Raw genomic sequence first — 20,614 nt, 5'->3', positions numbered from 1 at the left:
AGCTTTCTTTTCTCCCTCACTCCTCGCTCCTCACTCCTAACCCCTCTTTCTACGATATGATTCAGAAATAAGGGGTTTATAGCTTGGAATGGAAGTAGATTATGGGAGAAGCAAAGCGTCGTAAAGCTGCGTTGGGAGATAAGTATGGTCAAGAAGCACAAATCTTTCCCTGGCTTCCCGTGACTAAGAGTCAAGCACAGAAACTTACGCAGTGGAGTACCCGCATTAGTTGGATTGGTATTGGGCTGTTAGTTGCTTCCTGGGTAACAATTCGATTTATTGGACCCGCTTTTGGTTGGTGGCAAACTGTTGATTAGAATACAAGTAGTAACTCACTCTTGAGACCGAGGAGTGAAACAACTGAATTCAGAGATATTAAGAGGACAGCTAGAGTATTCAGCTAGATTGAGCTAAATACTTAAGTTGTCCTTATAGTTTTCATAATTTATTTTTTTACGATTGAAAGCGAAGTCTTGCCTAGTTTCTAACAGCTATTGCCTCTATTTTTTGGAAGTTGCAGGCATAAATTAGATAATCCAATCTGGAATTTTTCTAAAACAGATTGTTTCAATACCGTAGGAACGGCGCTTTTACTTTAACCTATTCGGTACGTCTAGGAGGCAGATGAATTCGATCGCAAAGAAATGTTACAATTTCTCATAGCGATCGCCAAAAAGCAGCGAAAATCTAAAGAAATTCTAAAGAAAACGAAAAAGGTTTACAATTAAATGTGGTGTTTGGAGGAAAAAAGTGTTTCTGAGATTGGCAGAGCAACACCGACAATACGTCCAAGATCTGGTAATGAACCTCCAAGCCTTGGCGATTGTACTAGAGCGGCGGGGATATCCTGCGTCTTGTTATACTTGCGGCGGACAAATGAGCAGTGCCTCATTTATGGTCAGTTTGGCAGATAATCATCTGATTCGGTTTTTGGTGTCCGATTACGGCATTACCTGGACTGAAATGAGAGACGATCGCGAACTCATGAAGTTGGAGGGTGCAGAGGCAATTAGTCAGTTACAAGAACTTGCTAATTTAGTCAAAAACTCTATCTCACCCAGTGAATTGCCTAAGCTGATAACAAAGCGAGTGTAAAAAATTCGGAATTCAGAATTAACTAGTCAGCAATCGCAGTGGTAATTGGTAATTAGTTATTGGTTATTGGTTGATGGTTGATGGTTGACAGTTGATGGTTGACAGTTAGCTTATAACTGGTTACTGGTCACCGAGCGCTGTTCCCCGTTTCTTGTTCCCTGATAACTGATAACTATTAAGTATGAAACTGACTAGAATCGATTTAAATAGCTGGTTATTAGAAATTGCTGGGCTGAGAGTGTTGATCGATCCGTGGTTGATCGATCCGCTAGTTTTTTATGGGCAACCCTGGCTATTCTCCGCCTCTCATCTCAAGCCACCAGCGTACAACCCGACTACGCTGCCAAACATAGATTTAATTTTAATTTCTCAAGGTTTGGACGATCATTGTCACAAACCCACATTAGAACAATTAGATCGTCAGATTCCGGTGGTAGGTTCGCCTACAGCAGCGAAAATTGTTCAGGGCTTAGGTTACTCTGACGTTCGTTCTCTTACACCGGGACAAACCGAGATTCTTGGTGCTTTAAATATCACCGCGGTTACAGGCGCGCCAATTCAAGGTCAAGTAGAAAATGGCTATTTCCTCAAAGACGTGGAGAGGGGGGAAACAGTTTACTACGAGCCTCACTGGTTCCAGTCCGAGAAAGTTACAGCTCAATTTCAAGGTACGGTAGATGTAGCGATCGCCCCGATTATCGGACAGGTATTTCCACTGCTGGGACAGGTAATTATGGGATCGACAGAGGCAATGCATTTGATTCAAACTTTGCATCCCCGCGTTTTCGTTCCTACATCTTTAGGCGAGATCGAAGCTCGGGGAATTTTGCCGATGTTAATTCGATCGATTGGTAGTGTAGAAGAATTTAGCGATCGCTTAGCAGCTTCTGGCTCTAAAACTCAATTACTTCTACCTGCTGCTGGGGAAACTTTGGCGATCGAACCAATTAAATTGTAGATGTAGTTTCCTGAAACGCCACGCCAATAGGGGCGCACAGCTGTGCGCCCCTACCAAGAAGAATATATTCGATCCATAGAAAAACAATCGCGATTCCCATCAACGTGAAGGTCGCCGCCGTTGCAAAAACTCGGGAATATCCAAGCCAGGTTTTTCTTTGTTGTCATTAGCTGATGGCGTTGACGGCGCTGGTGCTGTCGGGGATTTTTTAGCAATTGGTATACCTGGAGTCGGGGTAGTTGGTTCAGAATCAGCCTGATTGAATCCGGTAGCAATGACAGTGATTTTCATTTCCCCTTGTAGTTTGTCATCAATCACTGCACCAAAAATGATGTTGGCATTGGGATCGACGACTTCATAAATCGTATCTGCTGCCATATTCACCTCATGCAGCGTCATATCGCTGCCACCAGTAATATTGATTACGACTCCTTTTGCTCCTTCAATTGATGATTCCAGCAAAGGAGAAGAAATAGCTGCGTTTGCTGCTTCTCTAGCACGGGTTTTACCAGAGCCGCTGCCGATCCCCATTAGTGCCGATCCTGCATCTGCCATGACTGCTTTCACGTCGGCAAAATCTACATTCACTAGTCCGGGGATCGTGATAATATCGGAGATTCCTTGTACCCCTTGACGCAGAACTTCATCAGCAGTCAGAAACGCATCTCGCAACGCGGTCTGCTCGGAGATCACCGATAGCAATTTATCGTTGGGGATCAGAATCATCGTATCAACTCGGTCTTTCAGTGCGTCTATCCCTTGGTTGGCTTGGTTAGCACGGCGACGACCTTCAAAACCAAAAGGACGGGTGACAACACCTACAGTTAAAATACCCTTTTCCTTGGCAATTTCCGCCACAGTTGGTGCCGCACCTGTACCAGTACCGCCTCCCATCCCAGCGGTGATAAATACTAGGTCTGCTTCTCCTATAGCGTTAGCAATTTCATCTCGCGACTCCTCTGCCGCTTTCTCTCCCATTGCTGGATTGCCACCTGCTCCTAGCCCTCGCGTCAACTTTTGCCCGATCTGTAGCCTTCTGGGTGCGGCGCTATGAGTCAGCGCTTGGGCATCAGTATTAATTGACCAAAACTCTACACCAGTAACCCCACTCTCAATCATTCGATTGACAGCATTGCCACCACCGCCACCGACACCGATTACTTTGATATTCGCTACCCGACTCGGAAGAATATTGCTATCGCTCAAGTTGTCCTCCCCAGTAGCAACTTCCCTGATGTAGTTTTGTCCGAGATGCAGCCCTGTACTGTTGAAGTCCCCAGTCGAATTCATGCCTGATGGAAAACTCGACCGCCCTGGAGATTGGGAGGTTTTAAGGGTAACGTCTATTTTACTGTTAAGTGTCATTGGAATCTAGGTGTATACGAACAACTTTTTTTAAGCGTGACGATTTGGATAAGAGTTTACTATAGGTTCGTTTTCCTATGGCTTATCCTCAGCAATTTCAGTTAAGGCATTGATGCTAACCTAACTTTGGCAGCGAACGGGCGAGCCTACTGCTGTTTTAAAGAGATTAGATAATTGGATGCACTATAGTTAACTTGAAATTGTTCCGTATAAACTGCTCGATGTGATACAAAGCAATTGCGACTGCTGATTTCTCGCTGCAAAGTTGTTTTAACTGAGGCTGCGGCAATTGTTGGCATCTCTAAAGCTGTCTCCTTTGTCTAGAAAAAATGGTAAATTACACCGTATATTTTTACGCGATTGAGCAATAAACCGAATGCAATGCTTGTATTTCTTAATTTTTAAACAAAATCAAAGTTTTTTCGGAGATTCTGCTGATATCAGCGAATTTTTTCCTTACCTTTTTGCAAAAAAATCCAGCTATTCCACCGCGATCGCGGTGGAATGACCGGACTCTAGCCAGTAAAATCAATCTTTTTCATACTTGCCCCCTATCTGATCGATACATTTTGTGACAGCGAGCGAATAAACTCGCGAATGACATCAGTTTTGGTTCTTTGGTGCTTTTTGCAGTATTGCTCCAATATAGACATCTCTGTGGTGGGAATTCTAATACTTAAGTGATTTTCTGACATAGGTGCTGCAACTTGCGCTACTCCGCAAGCAAGGTAATGCCTGCACCCATCTATATTCAAGCGTGATTCTACTGACAAGTTGCACTCGGCTTATTGATGATTCCAATTTACCTCAGTAGAATTACAGAGGATGTCTAAATATATTTAAGTTGTTTATACATATTTCATAGATGTTTAAAAAACTTCTAATATATAGCATCAAATCATCTCATAAAAGTGGAAATTACTGTGGATTACTTTTGATTATTTTTGGATTTGTCGGTACGCTCTGGACTGAGCTTTCCTCAGTTTCTTTTTGATACATTTGTACTAAAGGAGCGGCAGGATTTTTCAAGTCTATATAGGCAATTTGGCGAGAATTAATTTGAGTTGAAATCGGACTCATTTGAGCCAAAACATGGAGTTGTTTGGATAATCGTTCGCTATAAGGACCGAGGTGGACGGTTCCTAATTCAGTTTTGAGAACGAGATTGCGTGGATCTTGACAATCAATTTCCAAAACTTCAATCCCACTTTGACCGATTTTTTGATAAAGGGAACTCCAGTAGGGGCGATAAGTTTCTGGCGAACCCAAAACTTTTAACTGAGGCTTGAGACGCTGCCGGACTTGGGCAGGGTAAGATTCAAATGGAATCCACGCACCCTGCGAGTCGAGAAAGCCAACAGATGCTTTGGAGTCGGGAGTAGAACTATTGGGAATCAAACGGGCGATCGCTACAGCTACGGGCGTGCGTTCTTGGACTTGGACGATTAAACTAGGAGGAAAGAGTCGGCGAGCCACCTTAGCATCGGCAATCGGAGGGTAGGACTCTAAAGTTTGAGCGATCGCCATTGGCGAAATTTGCAGCAGCGATTGAGGATATGCTAGGGCTAGGCGCGAAAGAATAACTGGCTTAGACAACAAACTGTTACCTTCAATCGCCACTTGCCGATTGTCGCGTAACACCCAATTAGGTCGTGTCATTGCCCAAACTGTAATAGCCAATAGCCCTGATAGAGATAGTGTCTGCCAAATAGCCTTTAGTACCTGCCCAAAATCGCGGTCTCGTCTCATTTCGCTCTCCCCGTCAACTCGCGCTGACATATTAGCGCAATATTGAGGGAGTAGGGAGTAGGGAGTCGGTAGTCACTGGTCGCTGATAAATTTGTAGAGACGTTACACGTAACGTCCCTACTGATAGCTGATAACTGATACCTGAAAAAAATCTCCTACATCTAAAGCTTCAGAATGTGATACAAAAATCAACAGTTCCTCACAACACAGCATCATGGGTAATACCTTCGGACATTTATTTCGGGTGACGACTTTTGGCGAATCGCACGGTGGCGGTGTGGGAGTCGTCATTGATGGATGTCCGCCACGCTTAGAGATTTCCGTGAAGGAAATTCAGTGGGAACTCGATCGCAGGCGACCAGGGCAAAGTAAAATTACGACACCCCGTAAAGAGGCTGATAGCTGCGAAATTTTGTCGGGGATATTTGAGGGAAAAACACTAGGGACACCAATCTCGATTTTGGTGCGCAACAAAGATACCCGTCCCCAAGATTATGACGAGATGCAACAAAAGTATCGCCCTTCCCATGCCGATGCTACCTATGATGCTAAATATGGGATTCGTAACTGGCAAGGCGGGGGACGTTCTTCAGCTAGAGAGACAATTGGCAGAGTTGCAGCAGGGGCGATCGCTAAAAAAATCTTACATCAAGTTGCTGGGGTAGAAGTTGTTGCTTATGTTAAGCGCATCAAAGATTTAGAAGGCGTTATCGATCCCAGCAGCGTAACTCTAGAACAGGTAGAAAGTAACATTGTCCGCTGTCCCGATCCCGAATGTGCCGATCGCATGATTGAATTGATCGAGCAGATTGGCAGACAAGGCGATTCTGTTGGTGGTGTTGTCGAGTGCGTAACGCGCAACGTACCTAAAGGTTTGGGTTCTCCAGTATTTGACAAACTAGAAGCAGATTTAGCTAAAGCTGTCATGTCTTTACCCGCTACCAAAGGCTTTGAAATTGGCTCTGGGTTTGCAGGAACTCTGATGACAGGTAGCGAACACAACGACGAATACTATACAGATGAAAATGGAGAAATTCGCACTGTTACCAACCGCTCTGGTGGGGTACAAGGAGGAATTTCTAACGGCGAGAATCTTATTTTACGAATTGCTTTTAAACCAACAGCGACAATTCGGAAGGAACAAAAGACAGTCACAAATGCAGGGGAAGAGACACTATTAGCAGCCAAAGGTAGACACGATCCCTGCGTGTTGCCCAGAGCTGTACCGATGGTAGAGGCAATGGTAGCTTTAGTACTATGCGATCACTTACTGCGACATCAAGGTCAATGTAGCGTATTAAGTTGAGTCAAAAGTTAAAAATTGTAGGAGCAGATTTTGACCAAGAAGCTTCGGCTAAAGCTGTCAATTGGAACTTAGGCAGAGCGTGCTAAACGAACGAACTGCATCAGCAAATTGTTCGTTGCGTTCCATCAATCCCATGTGTCCAGCAGGTTGCAGAATCGCCAGTTCGGCTTTGGGTAAATCCATGCTCATACGCTTGCTAGCTGCAGGTACGGTGGCAATATCGGATTTCCCGACGATCGCCAAAACTGGAATATCGATCTTTGGCAAAGTTGTCGTTTCATCGAATTGCAGCATTGCTAGCATTCCCCTAGCTAGTATGCCTGGTGAGCCGTGTAGACCTAATAGTGTTGAAAAGTTGAGTTGACCTCGTGTTTCTCTGCCTGTGAAGCCTGAGATCTCAGTAGTGACGTGCATCGAGCCATTGAGATAGCTCAACCCACTCATCAACCAAAATAGAGGCGACAGAGCGATCGCCAGATGCAGCAGAGGTTTTAGCAAAGGCTTTTGTACGGCTTGTAGAAATCTGCTGAAAATAGCAGTTTTGACAGGATTGGTATAGGTAGTGTCTACCAGAATTAAACCAGCAACCTGCCGATTTAGATATTCTGGGAACAAACGACAGAATGTAAGTAGAATCATGCCACCCATGCTGTGTCCCAGCAAAATCGCCCGTTTGTCTCCCACTAGAGATAAAACTGCTTCTAAGTCACGCGCATATTTTTCGATTGAGTAATCCCGATTTTTTGGCTTGCTAGATTTTCCCAGCCCTGGCAAGTCCCATACAATTACGCGAAAATGGTTAGCTAGTTGTCGCTTGGCGTAGTACCAGACAGTGCTATTTGGTCCCCAACCATGAGTCAAAATAATCGGCTGAGCATCGGCTGAACCATAAGACTCGACTTGAATTTCACTGCCGTCTGGTCGCGGTATCCGCTGTACGGTGTCGCTACGCATTGCTTTGGGTTCGTCAGCACCAGGACGACGCAGCAGCAGAGAAACTGGCAGAAATCCTACAAACGACCAGGTGGAAAGTGCTATTCCCAATATTAACCAAGCGCGATCGAGTAGTTCTCGGTCATACCATTGATGGATAATGTAAATTCCCCCTAAGAGCAGAGCGATCGAAAAGAGTCCGCTCAGCGATTGAATCAGGAAATTGAGGGGTGTAAATAGCATAAGTCCAGACCGTTTCGATACTCAAAAACTTAACACCCCAGTTGTATAGATCGCGTCTTCTTGAAGAGTGAAGTACTAGATTGAAGGAAGTAGGAAGAAGCTTAGCACTATTACATTTGAGCGCGTATTCTTGCAGTCACGATTGCTTTTGTTAAAGAAGCTGCATGAAATAACTCTATCTCAGTGCAGATAAATTTTATACTCCATCTTTGTTAGATAGAGTCAGCCGATCGCGCAGGCAGATTCGTCAATGACTTCAATAGAATCGATCGATCACATTTCTGAGGAAGTCTTTGTTTTTCCGGCATCGTTTGCACAACAACGGCTTTGGTTTCTCAATCGCCTATTTTCTGGTACTTCGTTCTATAATGTGCCGACGACGGTTCGTCTAGCGGGCGTGCTTGACTTAAAAGCGTTAGAAGAAAGCTTTAATGAAATTGTTCGCCGTCACGAAATATTGCGTACCAACTTCGGAGTGCAAGAGGGGCAACCCGTACAACTAATTACGCCCCATTCAAAGGTATTCCTGAAGATATTCGATTTACAGCAGTTGCCTGCAAGCGAACGAGAAGCAGCAGCGCAACAGGCGATCGCGCGGGAGATCCAACAGCCTTTTAACCTGGATCGAGATTCTCTGCTGCGAGTAACGTTGCTACAACTAGACGAGTTAGAGTATGTTTTGGTCATCAATCTGCACCACATCGTTTTTGATGAGTGGTCGATCGCGATCCTAATTCGAGAATTAGAATTGCTCTACTCTGCTTTTAGTATGGGTAAACCTTCCCCTTTGCCCGAACTGTCAATTCAATATGCTGACTTTGCCCACTGGCAACGACAATGGTTGCAAGGGGAAGTGCTAGAATCGCAACTATCTTACTGGCGATCGCAGTTGCAGAATTTATCCGTTCTAGAGGTCGAGAGCAATCGTTGCCGTCCAAAAGAACGAGGCGATCGGGGAGCAATTAAGTTACTAGAGTTGCCACAAGACTTATCTCAAGCACTTTTGACACTGAGTCATCAAGAAGGCGTAACGCTGTTCATGACATTACTAGCAGCGTTCCAAGTCTTGTTATATCGCTATACAGGACAGACCGATATAGCTGTAGGATCGCCAATTGCCAATCGCAATCGGCGGGAATTAGAGGATTTAATCGGCTTTTTTGCCAATAGTTTAGTTCTACGAACCGATGTATCAGGTAATCCCAGCTTTCGCGAGTTGCTGGCTAGAGTGCGCCAGGTGACGGTAGAAGCCTACGCCCATCAAGATTTACCTTTTGAGAAGTTAGTGGAAGAGTTACATCCAGAACGTCAAGGAAGCCGCAACCCATTGTTTCAAGTGGTATTTGCGCTGCAAAACGCACCTATAGAACAGCTAACGCTACCTAAGCTCTCGCTCTCTTCCTTCAAAGTGGAAACAACAACCGCTCGGTTCGATCTAGAGTTTTATCTATGGGAGTGCGCCGAAAACTTTAGGAGTTTGTGGGGTGACGGGTGGCAGCAGGCGGAGGGATTGCGTGGTGTTTTAGTTTACAACACCGAGCTGTTTAAGCCAAGTGCGATCGCCCGGATGCTAACTCATTTCCAAACGTTATTAACCGGAGTAGTTACCGATCCCGACACAAATTTAGCAGATCTACCGATTTTGAGCGCCGCAGAGCAGCATCAATTAGTAGAGTGGAATCAAACTAGACGTAGTTATCCAGAGCGCTGCATTTACCAATTATTTGAACTTCAGGTAGAACAAAGTCCAAACGCTATTGCAGTAAGTTTTGGCGATAGACAATATACCTATCATGAGTTGAATAGTGGTAGCAACCAACTGGCACATTATTTGCGAAAACTAGGTGTAGGTTGCAAAACGCTGGTAGGTATCTGCATGGAACCTTCTCCAATGGCGATCGCTTCTTTGCTTGGTATCCTCAAAGCCGGAGCAGCTTACGTTCCTCTAGATCCTACCTATCCCCCCGAACGGTTGCAGTTCATGTTGGAGGACGCTCAAGTATCTGTGCTAGTGACGCAACAAGCATTAGCCCCCCTTTTTAGGCTCAGTTGGGGGGATCGAAATTTAAAAGTTGTTTGTTTAGAAAAAGATTGGGAAGCGATCGCGCAAGAAAGCGAGCAGAACCTAAGCGATCAAACAACTGTAGATAACCTTGCCTACGTAATTTATACTTCTGGTTCGACGGGAACCCCAAAGGGCGTAGCAGTAACCCATCGAGCCGTAAATAGATTAGTATGCAACACCAACTACATCACCTTAGAGCCTGGGGATAAAGTCGCTCAATGTGCCAATCTGTCATTTGATGCAGCAACCTTTGAGATTTGGGGCGCACTGCTAAATGGAGCGCAATTAGTGGGGTGCGATCGCGAAGTGATGCTTTCTCCCCAAAAGTTTGCCCAAGAGATTCGACAGCAGGAAATTAGCATCCTGTTTTTGACAACCGCTTTATTCAACCAAATGGCGCGGGAAGTACCTGACTGTTTTCGTTCGCTGCGCTACTTGCTATTTGGGGGTGAAGCAGTTGATCTCAGGTGGGTAAAAGCAGTTAAGCAGCACGGCGCACCCGCACATTTGCTGCACGTATATGGACCAACTGAAAATACTACATTTACTTCCTGGTATGAAGTGCAAGATGTACCAGAAGCAGCAACATCAATTCCGATTGGTCGTCCCGTTGCTAGCACTCAAATCTACCTGCTGGATGCCCACCTAAACCCCGTACCTATTGGCGTTACAGGAGAAATTTACCTTGGTGGCGATGGATTAGCAAAAGAATATTTGAATCGTCCTCAGTTGACGGAGCAACGGTTTATTTGCCAAGGGAGTAGGGAGCAGGGACGAGCTGGGAGCTGGGAGCTGGGAGAAGAGGGGGCTGAGGATGCAGAGGGAACTGGGGAGGCGGGGGAAGAAAAAACCCAACCACCAATTACCAATTACCAATTACCAATTACCGATCGCCTTTACAAAACCGGAGACCTTGCCCGCTATCTTCCTGATGGCAATCTCGAATTTGTTGGTCGTACTGACTCGCAAATTAAGTTGCGGGGTTTTCGGATTGAGTTGGGCGAGATTGAAACAGTCTTGAAGCAGTATCCGAGTGTAGAAGAAACTGTTGTTGTGGTGCGGGAGGATGGGAGTAGCGATCGCCATTTGGTTGCTTACATCGTTCTCAACACGAAATCCCCTCAACCCCCCTTTTTAAGGGGGGCTAGTCAATTACTCGCTTCGCAAGGGGGACTAGGGGGGATCGGGGCGAGTGAATTCCCCCCTTCTCAAGGGGGGTTAGGGGGGATCGGCGATCTGCGAAGCTTCCTCAAAACAAAACTGCCAAATTACATGATGCCTTCCGCTTTTGTAGTCGTGAAGGCTTTACCCCTAACACCTAACGGCAAAGTAGATCGGCAGGCACTTCCCTCACCCGATTTTACTTCTATCGATCTACCAACTCTTGCACCGCGAACGTCAGTTGAAGCTCAGTTAGCGCAGCTTTGGGCGGAAACGTTGGGGCGACAAGTAGGTATCAGCGACGATTTTTTTGAATTGGGCGGACATTCGCTCTTAGCCACGCAATTAGTTTCGAGAATACGCGATCGCCTTGGGGTAGAAGTGCCATTGGGAGTTCTATTTGAAACACCAACGATTGTGGCGATCGCGCAATATATTGACGCGATCCGTGGGGCGGATCTGGTACAAACGGCTGAGGCTGAGACATCCGCTCAAAATCGCGAGGAGGTGGAATTTTGACAAGTATTGAGTTCTTAGCCTACCTACGCTCTTTAGATATTCAGCTTTTTGTTGAGGGAGAAAGCTTGCGCTGTAACGCTCCTGAAGGGGTATTATCCCCCCAGTTACGTGCAAAAATTGTCGATCGCAAATCTGAGCTGATCGCCCTGCTGTACCAGGCAAATACTCAAATCGATCGCTCTCCCCAGTTGGTAAGAATATCGCGCGATGCCGAAGGCGGTATGCTCTTCGACCATGCTGGGCTTCGCCCCGCTGCGCTAACGCAAACGCTACGCGACCATCGCTCCCTACCTCTGTCATTCGCTCAGCAGCGATTGTGGTTTTTGGATCGCTTAGTACCTAACAACCCTTTTTACAACATACCTTTTTCAGTTCGGCTGCAAGGGAAACTTGACTATGTAGCTTTAAAGCAAGCTTTTGAGGCGATCGTCGATCGTCACGAAGCCTTGCATACCAACTTCGTCAAGCTGGACGGGCAACCCGTTCAGATCGTTGCCCAAAAAGTCAATTTATCTCTGCCTGTTGTGGATTTGCGGCATTTACCCCCAAACGAACGACAACTCACAGCCGAGCAAATCGCTACAGAAGAAGCCCAACAGCCATTTAACCTAGCGACCGATCTGCTACTACGAGTGAAATTGTTGCAGTTAGATGCAGATGAATACGTCCTGTTGCTAAATCTGCACCACATTGTTGCCGATGGTTGGTCGCTGGGGGTACTAGTGCGAGAACTGGGATTACTCTACACTGCTAAGAGTGAAAGCAAACCTTATCCATTACCAGAATTGCCGATCCAGTATGCCGATTTTGCCTATTGGCAACGGCAATGGCTGCAAGGGCAAGTATTGGAGTCGCAACTATCCTACTGGCGATCGCATCTGGCAGATCTACCGATTCTGAACCTTCCCACCGATAGAACCCGCCCTGCCGTACAAACCTATCGCGGTGCAACACAAAGCCTAAAGTTATCAAAAACTCTCACCCAATCCTTAGAAGCCCTAAGTCGGCAAGCAGGCGTAACTCTGTTTATGACCTTGCTGGCAGCATTTCAAACATTGTTATATCGCTATACCGGACAAGAAGATATTGCCGTTGGATCGCCCATAGCTAACCGCAATCATAGCCAATTAGAACCATTAATTGGTTTTTTTGTCAATAGCCTGGTGCTGCGCGTCGATCTCTCCAACAATCCTACTTTTCGAGAACTACTGGAACGAGTACGGCAAGTGACATTAGGAGCCTATGCCCATCAAGACTTACCTTTTGAGAAGTTAGTAGAAGAGTTGCACCCAGAGCGCGACTTGAGCCGTAACCCTTTGTTTCAAGTCGTCTTTGCGCTTCAGAATGCTCCGATGCAACCCTTGGAGTTACCTGGGCTAATGTTGAACCCGTTGAAGTTTGACGTGTCTACCACGCGATTCGATCTAGAGTTGCATTTGTGGGAGTGCGATCGCGGGTTGAATAATTTGTGGGAAGGATCGGTAGATGGACTGAGCGGTTTCGTAGCATACAACACCGATCTATTTGATGCATCCACGATCGCTCGAATGCTAGCTCACTTCCAAATCTTGTTAGAAGGCATAGTTACCAATCCCGATACACGCATCGCTAACTTACCCGTATTGAGTGCAGCAGAATACCATCAACTATTGGTGGAATGGAATCAAACTAGCTACGATTATCCAGATTTGTGCATTCATCAATTATTTCAGGCACAAGCAGCACAATCGCCCGATGCTATTGCCATTGTTTTTGCAGACGAGCAACTAACTTACCAGGAATTGAATCGACGTGCCAATCAATTAGCGCACTATTTACAACAATTAGGCGTTACTTCTGAATCCCTAGTAGGAATTTGTCTCGATCGCTCTCTGGAAATGGTAATAGGCATATTGGGCATTTGGAAAGCAGGCGGAGCTTATGTTCCCTTCGAGCCAAATTATCCCAGCGATCGCCTAAAGTTCATGCTTGACGATACTCAAGTGGCGATCGTGCTAACCCAGAGTTCTTTAGCCCCCCTTTTCCAGGGGAGCCACTTGCGTGCGGAGGTGTCCCCGCTACCGCAAAGTGGCGTGGGTTGGGGGGATCGTATAATCTGCCTAGATACTGACTGGAAAACCATCGCCACCTACAACGATGAAACACCCAACAGCAACGTAACAGCCAATAACCTAGCTTACGTCATCTACACCTCTGGCTCGACCGGAAAACCGAAAGGAGTTTTAGTAGAGCATCGAGGACTATGTAATGTCGTCCAAGCTCAGATTCAAGTATTCAACCTGCAACCAAAAAATCGGATTCTACAATTTAGCTCCCTCAGTTTTGATGCGTCTGTCTTTGAGATGTTACTGGCGTTTGGGGTTGGCGCTAGCCTTTACATCCCACCCAAAACAGCCCATCTACCAGGAGCCGAACTAATTCAATTCTTGCAAGACAAGGCGATCGATACTACTATTCTCCCCCCTGCGGTTCTAGCAATTTTACCAGCAGCAGAACTGCCCACTCTGCAAACGATTATTTCTGGCGGTGAAACTGTTAAACGCGAAATTGTGCAGCAATGGGCTGTAGGTCGTCGCTTTTTTAACGCCTACGGACCAACAGAAGCAACAATCTGGGCGACAGTTGCTCAGTTAAGCGCTACTGGTAATAATGACAACAAGCCATCCATTGGTCGTCCCATTTCTAACACCCAAATCTATCTTTTAGACTCTCACCTTCAGCCCGTACCAATTGGAGTAGTTGGCGAATTGTACATTAGCGGTGATGGGTTAGCACGAGGATATTTAAATCGTCCCCAGTTGACGGATGAACGGTTTGTCTGTAAGAGTCGGGAGTCGGGAGTCGTAGGGGCGGGTTTGTTTGAAGATCCCTGTGAAAATCAAAGAATTCTGCGATTAAACCCGCCCGTACAGGAGTCGGGAGATAAGGAAGTAGGTGAGCAACAGAGAAATTTCAATCCAAAATCTAAAATCCGAAATCTAAAATCAGAGCGCCTCTACAAAACTGGAGATCTCGCCCGCTATCTTCCCGTTGGCAATCTTGAATTTGTCGATCGCATCGATAATCAGGTAAAAATCCGGGGATTTCGGATTGAATTAGGCGAAATAGAAACACTATTGCTTCAACACCCAACAGTGCGAGAGACTGTGGCGATCGCCCATGAGAATGCTACAGATAAGCGTATAGTCGCCTACATCGTACTGAATCGAGACAGCACTCAGGAACTGCCAAATTTGCAGGACGAGCAGGTTAAGCAATGGCAAAATCTTTACGACCAGACTTATCATCAGCCTGCTACAAACAACGATGCTACTTTCAACATCGTAGGCTGGAACAGTAGCTATACAGACCGACCAATTCCAAAAGAGCAAATGCAACAATGGGTAAGCGATCGCACTCAGCAGATTTTGAGTTTGCAGCCTCAGCGGGTATTAGAAATTGGTTGCGGTACGGGTTTATTGCTGTTTCAAATTGCGCCACACTGTACTCAGTATTGGGGAACTGATTTCTCATCTGCATCCATTGAATACATCGAGCAACAGTTGGCAACTCAACCATTGCCTCAAGTAAAGTTACTTCAGAGGATGGCAACTAACTTTGAAGGTCTAGAGGCAAATAGCTTTGATGCAGTGATTCTTAATTCGGTAGTGCAGTACTTTCCTAGCGTAGATTATCTCCTGCAAGTGCTGGAACAAGCAATTCACACTGTTGCCCCTGGTGGCTTTGTCTTTATTGGAGATGTACGGAGTCTACCCTTGTTGTCAGCTTTTCATGCTGCAGTTCAATTGGAGCGGGCAGATAATACCGTAAGTCGAGAGCATCTGCAACAGCAAGTACAGACGGCGATATTTCAGGAGACGGAACTGGCGATTGATCCTGCTTTCTTTCATGCCTTGAAACAGCACTTGGAACGAATTAGTCATATCCAAGTTCAGCTCACACGCGGTCGATATTGTAATGAATTAACTCAGTTTCGCTACAACGTAATTTTACATATTGAATCAAATTGCCCCTCTTCTCATGGACAGTTAGAAGGATCTCATTGCCCCCCTTTCCAAGGGGGGTTGGGGGGATCTTCATGCCCGCCTTCCCAAGAAGGGTTAGGGGGATCGTCCCAACTGAATTGGACTCAAGACAATTTAAACCTTGCCCAGGTGCGCCAGCATTTAGTTAAAACTCAGCCAGCAGTACTCAAGATTACAGGAATTCCAAATGCCCGTGTCGTAGGAGCAGTCAAAACGGCTCAATGGCTAGAAGAAGAAACGCAAGCACCCAAAACCGCAGGCAAAATGCGCGAAGCATTAGAACAAGTAGCATCATCGGGTATTGAACCGGAAGATTGGTGGGATTTAGCGGCAGAACTGTCTTACACTGTTGACGTGAGTTGGTCAAATGCAGATAGTACGGGATGTTATGATGCTATCTTCCAGCACCCAGCCGCGATCGCAAATGGTGCGTTACTGCCGTCTCAACAGCAGATAAATCCAACTCGTCCTTGGAAAACTTACGCTAACGATCCTTTACAGACACAGTTTGCCCGTCATCTGATTCCCCAACTACGAAGTTACTTAGAGCAAAGCTTGCCCCAGTATGCAATCCCTTCTGCCTTTGTAGTATTAGAAGCACTACCCCTGACACCGAATGGCAAAGTCAACCGTCGCGCCCTTCCTGCACCAGAGTTGATAAAACAATGGGGGGCTGACGATACACCGCGATCGCCCATCGAGCAGAAACTTGCGAATATTTGGGCTGAACTGCTAGGACTCAAGCGTGTAGGAATTCATGACAACTTCTTCCAGTTAGGAGGACATTCGCTGCTAGCAACTCAACTAACTTCCCGTATCCGAGATGCTTTCGGTGTAGAGTTACCTTTACGTAGTGTGTTTGAGTCACCACAAGTCGCCCAACTTGCTAAAGCGATCGCCCATTTACAGAGCAACCAGCCGCAACAAACGCCCCAGATTGTTCCTCTTTCTCGCGACGCTCATCGTCGCCTGCGATCGTCCCTCAACCGCGATAATAGAGGGAGCGATCGTTGAATACCAATCCTGTCTCGAACGCTGAATTTGTCTTTCCGGCATCGTTCGCCCAGCAGCGATTGTGGTTTCTTCACGCCTTAGCGCCTGGAAATCCCTTCTACAACATCTCGGCTGCGATTCGCTTGCACGGACACCTCAACATTACTGCCTTAGAGCAAACATTTAACGAAATCGTGCGCCGCCACGAAGCTTTGCGAACAAGATTTGAAATGTCAGAGGGACAACTGCATCAACTTGTGGTAGAAAGCGTGAGTGTACCTCTCGCTATTGTAGACTTACGTACTTTACCTACAAGCGATCGCGAAGCAGCCGCAAGACAACAGGCGATCGCGCAATCTCAACATCCCTTCGACCTGAGCGCAGATTTGCTATTACGGTTGACAATTTTTCAATTAGATGCATCTGAACACATTCTACTATTGAATCTGCACCACATTATTGCCGATGGTTGGTCGATCGGCGTGCTGGTGCGAGAACTCGGCACGCTCTACACTGCCTTTAGTAGTAATAAATCTTCTCCTCTAGCAGATTTGCCCATTCAATATGCTGACTTTGCCCACTGGCAGCAGGAGTGGTTGCAAGGGGAAGTGTTGGAGTCGCAACTGTCCTACTGGCGATCGCAGTTAGCCGATCTTGCAGTTTTAAATCTTCCTACTGACAGAGCGCGATCGCCCATTCAAAGCTACAAAGGTGCGACACACAATCTTCAGCTATCAAAAAATCTCACTCAGTCCCTAGAAGCTTTCAGTCAGCAAGCAGGCGTAACTCTATTTATGACCTTGCTGGCAGCATTTCAAATGTTGCTACATCGCTATACCGGACAAGAAGATATTGCCGTTGGATCGCCCATAGCTAACCGTAACCGCCCTGAAATAGAGCCATTAATCGGCTTTTTCGTCAATAGCCTAGTGCTACGAACAGATTTATCTGGCAATCCTACCTTTTGGGAATTGTTGGGACGAGTGCGGGAAGTGACATTAGGAGCCTATGCACATCAAGATTTACCTTTTGAGAAGTTAGTGGAGGAGTTGCACCCAGAGCGCGACTTGAGCCGACATCCTTTGTTCTCCGTGGCGATCGCTCTGCAAAACACGCCGATTACAGCTTTAGAATTACCTGGACTCGCTTTAAGTCAGTTTGAGTTTGACAGCGGTACGAGCAGATTAGATTTAGAGTTTCATCTATGGCAAACTCCAGCAGGATTGCAAGGGCAGATAATTTACAGTACCGATCTATTCGATCGCAGTACGATCGTCCGAATGCTAGGACATTTTCAAACCTTACTCGAAGGAATTGTTGCCGATCCAAATCGACGACTGGCAGACTTACCAATTTTGACAGCAGTAGAACGACAGCAGCTATTAGTGGAATGGAATCTTACTCAGCAAGATTACCCGTCGCAGTGCATTCATCACTTATTTGAGGCTCAGGCAGATAAAACGCCAAACGCGATCGCTGTTGTCTATAAAGACGAGCAATTAACTTACCAAGAATTGAACTACCGTAGCAACCAACTTGCCAGCTATTTGCAAACACTTGGAGTTGCGCCAGAAGTCAAAGTTAGTATTTGCGTAGAGCGATCGTTCTTGATGATGGTGGGCATTTTAGGAATTCTGAAAGCTGGCGGAGCCTATGTCCCTTTAGATCCCGCCTATCCCTCAGAACGTCTCAAGTTCATGTTGGAGGATGCCCAAATAACTATCCTACTAACACAACAATCCTTAGCCCCCCTTTTGAAGGGGGGTTGGGGGGATCTTCAACCACTCTACCTCGATCGCGATTGGGAAATCGTTGCTCAACAGAGCGGGGAAAACATAAACAGTGGTGTAACTGCCGCAAATCTTGCCTATATAATTTACACTTCCGGCTCGACCGGACAACCCAAAGGGGTTTTAGTCGAACATGGCGGACTGTGCAATCTAGCCCAAGCGCAAATTCACACCTTCGATCTCAAACCAGAGCATCGAATTCTCCAATTTGCTTCCCTTAGCTTTGATGCTTCTATCTTCGAGATTGTCATGGCATGGGCAGTAGGAGCAACCCTATATCTAGTGCCAAAAGCAGCACGTCTAGGATCGGAGTTGATTTCGTATCTCAAAGATCGTGCCATCACTCATGCTACCCTTCCGCCTGCCGTACTGAAGACTTTATCACCCACTCAATTGCCAGCTCTGCAAACTCTAATTTCTGCTGGGGAAACTTGTTCGCCGGAAATTGCAGCCCGTTGGGCAAGCGATCGCCATTTCTTCAATGCTTACGGGCTGACGGAAACAACAGTTTGGTCTACGATTGCTGAAGTCAGTGGTAGTAAAGATACAACTATTGGTCGGGCGATCTCTAACACTCAAATCTACATCCTTGATGCCCACCTCCAACCCCAACCCATCGGTATTCCAGGTGAAATATACATTGGCGGAGTCGGTTTAGCAAGAGGCTACCTCAACCGTCCTGAATTGACTGCTCAACGGTTTATTTGTCAAGGGAGCAGGGAGCAGGGAGCAGGGGAGAGTAATAACCAATTACCAATTACCCATTACCAATTACCCATTACCAACCGCCTTTACAAAACCGGAGATCTTGCCCGTTACCTAATCGATGGTAATCTTGAATACCTCGGACGCATCGATCGCCAAGTGAAAATTCGCGGCTACCGTATTGAATTGGGAGAAATTGAAAGCCTGCTATTACAACACTCAGCAGTAGAAGAAGCTGTAGTTTTGGCACAGGAAGATCGATCGAGCAACTATCATTTAGTTGCTTATATTGTTCCTGATGTAGAGACTAATTTATCAAATTCAAAATTCAAGTTGCGCTGGAAGCGCACCAAAGGTGCGACCCAAAATCCAAAATCAAATGATTTGCGCTGCTTTCTCAAGCAAAAATTACCAGACTACTCGATCCCTTCAGCTTTTGTAGTGCTGCCATCCCTACCACTAACTCCTAATGGTAAAGTGGATCGAAATGCCTTAATGAAGTCTAATATCAGTAGTCCAGAGCATCCTTTTGTTACTCCTAAAACTGCCATTGAAGCAACCTTAACAACACTTTGGGCAAATATCCTGAAGCTTGAGCAAGTGGGTATTGAGGACAACTTTTTTGAATTAGGTGGAAATTCCCTGCTGGCAGTCCAGTTATTGGAGCAGGTAGAGCGGCAATTCGAGCAAAAACTACCATTGTCCGATCTCTTTGGTGCGCCAACTGTTGAGCAATTCGCGCCTCTGATTCAGAAATGGGAAAAGCCTAAACATAATTCTAAGCGATCGCCCCTTGTGCCACTCCAGCCTTTAGGTTCTAAGCCACCATTCTTCTGTATCCACCCAATTTTCGGTGTTGTTCTGCCCTACTACGAGTTGGCGCGTCATTTAGGAACCGAACAGCCCTTTTACGGACTGCAACCTTTTGGGATGGACGGCTTGCACCCACCATTAACCAGCATTGAGGAGATGGCAGCTGGCTACATCGAAGCACTGCGTCAAATTCAGCCGCACGGTCCTTATCAGCTAGGTGGTTGGTCTTTTGGCGGTTTAGTTGCCTATGAGATGGCGCAACAGTTACACCAAGCAGGAGAGCAAGTGAGTTTCTTGGCAATCCTAGATACGATCGCTCCTATTTCTAGCAATCGAGTTTTCTGGGGCGATGGTTTGAAATTTCTCCTGACAACCGTACCTGGTTCTATTTATCCTTTTGTTCGGGATTACTGGTCGCTGATTCGCGATCGCCTTGCGCGTTCTAGAAACGATAGTAGCGATCGCCTACGCACTTCAAATCCAATTTCTACAATGAAAAAAATTCTGACTCCTCGCGCATGGCTATCTTTCCTAGAACGAACAACTATTAGCCATCTCCTTCCACAATCGGCTGTTTTAAGAATGCTGGACGAGTTAACCATTCATCGACTGATGAAGATTTTTTCTGCCAATAGCCGAGCTACTTTGAAGTATACACCTCGACCTTACCCTCAGGCGATCGCCCTATTTAGAACTACCGAATTGCAAAAAAAATCTCACGACCCAACGTTAGGTTGGAGTCAATTGTCAAGATCTGGCGTGCAAGTTCACTACATTTCTGGTAACCACTTGACTATGCTGCAAAAGCCTCACGTCCGAGTGCTTGCCGAACACTTACGCAGATATCTGGCATAACGCCAAACGAGATAAACGAGCAGCTCTGTATATGTTGCT

10 protein-coding genes are annotated in these 20,614 nt (G+C 46.1%); 7 read left to right on the top strand and 3 right to left on the bottom strand.

Going from position 1 to position 20,614, the window contains the following annotated elements; genetic code table 11:
* Positions 1-101: 101 nt before the first annotated feature.
* The 3 genes from N4J56_RS11490 to N4J56_RS11480 all read left to right on the top strand — a co-directional run bounded on the left by N4J56_RS11490 (position 102) and on the right by N4J56_RS11480 (position 2,053).
* Complete coding sequence (locus tag N4J56_RS11490; protein WP_015154612.1) at positions 102-317, top strand: DUF2839 domain-containing protein; 216 nt, start codon at positions 102-104, stop codon at positions 315-317.
* 433 nt (positions 318-750) lie between these two features.
* On the top strand, positions 751-1,095 hold the full coding sequence (locus N4J56_RS11485) for a DUF1815 family protein (RefSeq protein WP_317106570.1): 345 nt from the start codon (positions 751-753) through the stop codon (positions 1,093-1,095).
* 181 nt (positions 1,096-1,276) lie between these two features.
* The gene (locus N4J56_RS11480; protein WP_317106569.1) at positions 1,277-2,053 is read left to right on the top strand and encodes an MBL fold metallo-hydrolase; all 777 of its coding nucleotides are present in this window, start codon (positions 1,277-1,279) and stop codon (positions 2,051-2,053) included.
* Between the two features lie 99 nt (positions 2,054-2,152).
* Here N4J56_RS11480 and ftsZ read toward each other — a convergent pair whose 3' ends face one another.
* Positions 2,153-3,418, bottom strand: a complete 1,266-nt coding sequence (ftsZ, locus tag N4J56_RS11475) for a cell division protein FtsZ (RefSeq protein ID WP_410500319.1) — start codon at positions 3,416-3,418, stop codon at positions 2,153-2,155.
* Positions 3,419-4,336: 918 nt separating this feature from the next.
* The gene (locus N4J56_RS11470) at positions 4,337-5,167 is read right to left on the bottom strand and encodes a cell division protein FtsQ/DivIB (RefSeq protein WP_317106567.1); all 831 of its coding nucleotides are present in this window, start codon (positions 5,165-5,167) and stop codon (positions 4,337-4,339) included.
* A gap of 214 nt (positions 5,168-5,381) precedes the next feature.
* On the opposite strand from N4J56_RS11470, the gene aroC reads away from it, so the two are divergent.
* Positions 5,382-6,473: a chorismate synthase gene (aroC, locus tag N4J56_RS11465; RefSeq protein WP_317106566.1), complete on the top strand. Its 1,092-nt coding sequence runs from the start codon at positions 5,382-5,384 to the stop codon at positions 6,471-6,473.
* 57 nt (positions 6,474-6,530) lie between these two features.
* Here the strand turns inward: aroC and N4J56_RS11460 are convergent, their stop codons facing one another.
* Positions 6,531-7,649, bottom strand: coding sequence for an alpha/beta hydrolase (locus tag N4J56_RS11460; RefSeq protein ID WP_317106565.1), 1,119 nt, complete (start codon positions 7,647-7,649; stop codon positions 6,531-6,533).
* A gap of 250 nt (positions 7,650-7,899) precedes the next feature.
* On the opposite strand from N4J56_RS11460, the gene N4J56_RS11455 reads away from it, so the two are divergent.
* Genes N4J56_RS11455 through N4J56_RS11445 form a run of 3 tightly spaced genes read left to right on the top strand, consistent with a single transcriptional unit; the run spans position 7,900 to position 20,575 of the window.
* Complete coding sequence (locus N4J56_RS11455; protein WP_317106564.1) at positions 7,900-11,394, top strand: amino acid adenylation domain-containing protein; 3,495 nt, start codon at positions 7,900-7,902, stop codon at positions 11,392-11,394.
* The gene (locus N4J56_RS11450; protein WP_317106563.1) at positions 11,391-16,433 is read left to right on the top strand and encodes a non-ribosomal peptide synthetase; all 5,043 of its coding nucleotides are present in this window, start codon (positions 11,391-11,393) and stop codon (positions 16,431-16,433) included. Before N4J56_RS11455 ends, N4J56_RS11450 begins: the two co-directional genes overlap by 4 nt.
* The gene (locus N4J56_RS11445; protein ID WP_317106562.1) at positions 16,430-20,575 is read left to right on the top strand and encodes an amino acid adenylation domain-containing protein; all 4,146 of its coding nucleotides are present in this window, start codon (positions 16,430-16,432) and stop codon (positions 20,573-20,575) included. The genes N4J56_RS11450 and N4J56_RS11445 overlap by 4 nt, the downstream gene beginning before the upstream one ends.
* Positions 20,576-20,614: the final 39 nt, after the last annotated feature.

The organism is Chroococcidiopsis sp. SAG 2025 (assembly GCF_032860985.1).
GTDB lineage: Bacteria > Cyanobacteriota > Cyanobacteriia > Cyanobacteriales > Chroococcidiopsidaceae > Chroococcidiopsis.
The sequence above is the reverse complement of the archived record's forward strand: the minus strand, read 5'-3'. Positions and strand labels throughout refer to the sequence as shown.

Coding starts and splice junctions, on each gene's coding strand:
- aroC (WP_317106566.1), top strand. CDS start 5,382: ATGGGTAATACCTTCGGACATTTATTTCGGGTGACGACTTTTGGCGAA.
- ftsZ (WP_410500319.1), bottom strand. CDS start 3,418: ATGACACTTAACAGTAAAATAGACGTTACCCTTAAAACCTCCCAATCT.
- N4J56_RS11460 (WP_317106565.1), bottom strand. CDS start 7,649: ATGCTATTTACACCCCTCAATTTCCTGATTCAATCGCTGAGCGGACTC.
- N4J56_RS11470 (WP_317106567.1), bottom strand. CDS start 5,167: ATGAGACGAGACCGCGATTTTGGGCAGGTACTAAAGGCTATTTGGCAG.
- N4J56_RS11490 (WP_015154612.1), top strand. CDS start 102: ATGGGAGAAGCAAAGCGTCGTAAAGCTGCGTTGGGAGATAAGTATGGT.
- N4J56_RS11455 (WP_317106564.1), top strand. CDS start 7,900: ATGACTTCAATAGAATCGATCGATCACATTTCTGAGGAAGTCTTTGTT.
- N4J56_RS11480 (WP_317106569.1), top strand. CDS start 1,277: ATGAAACTGACTAGAATCGATTTAAATAGCTGGTTATTAGAAATTGCT.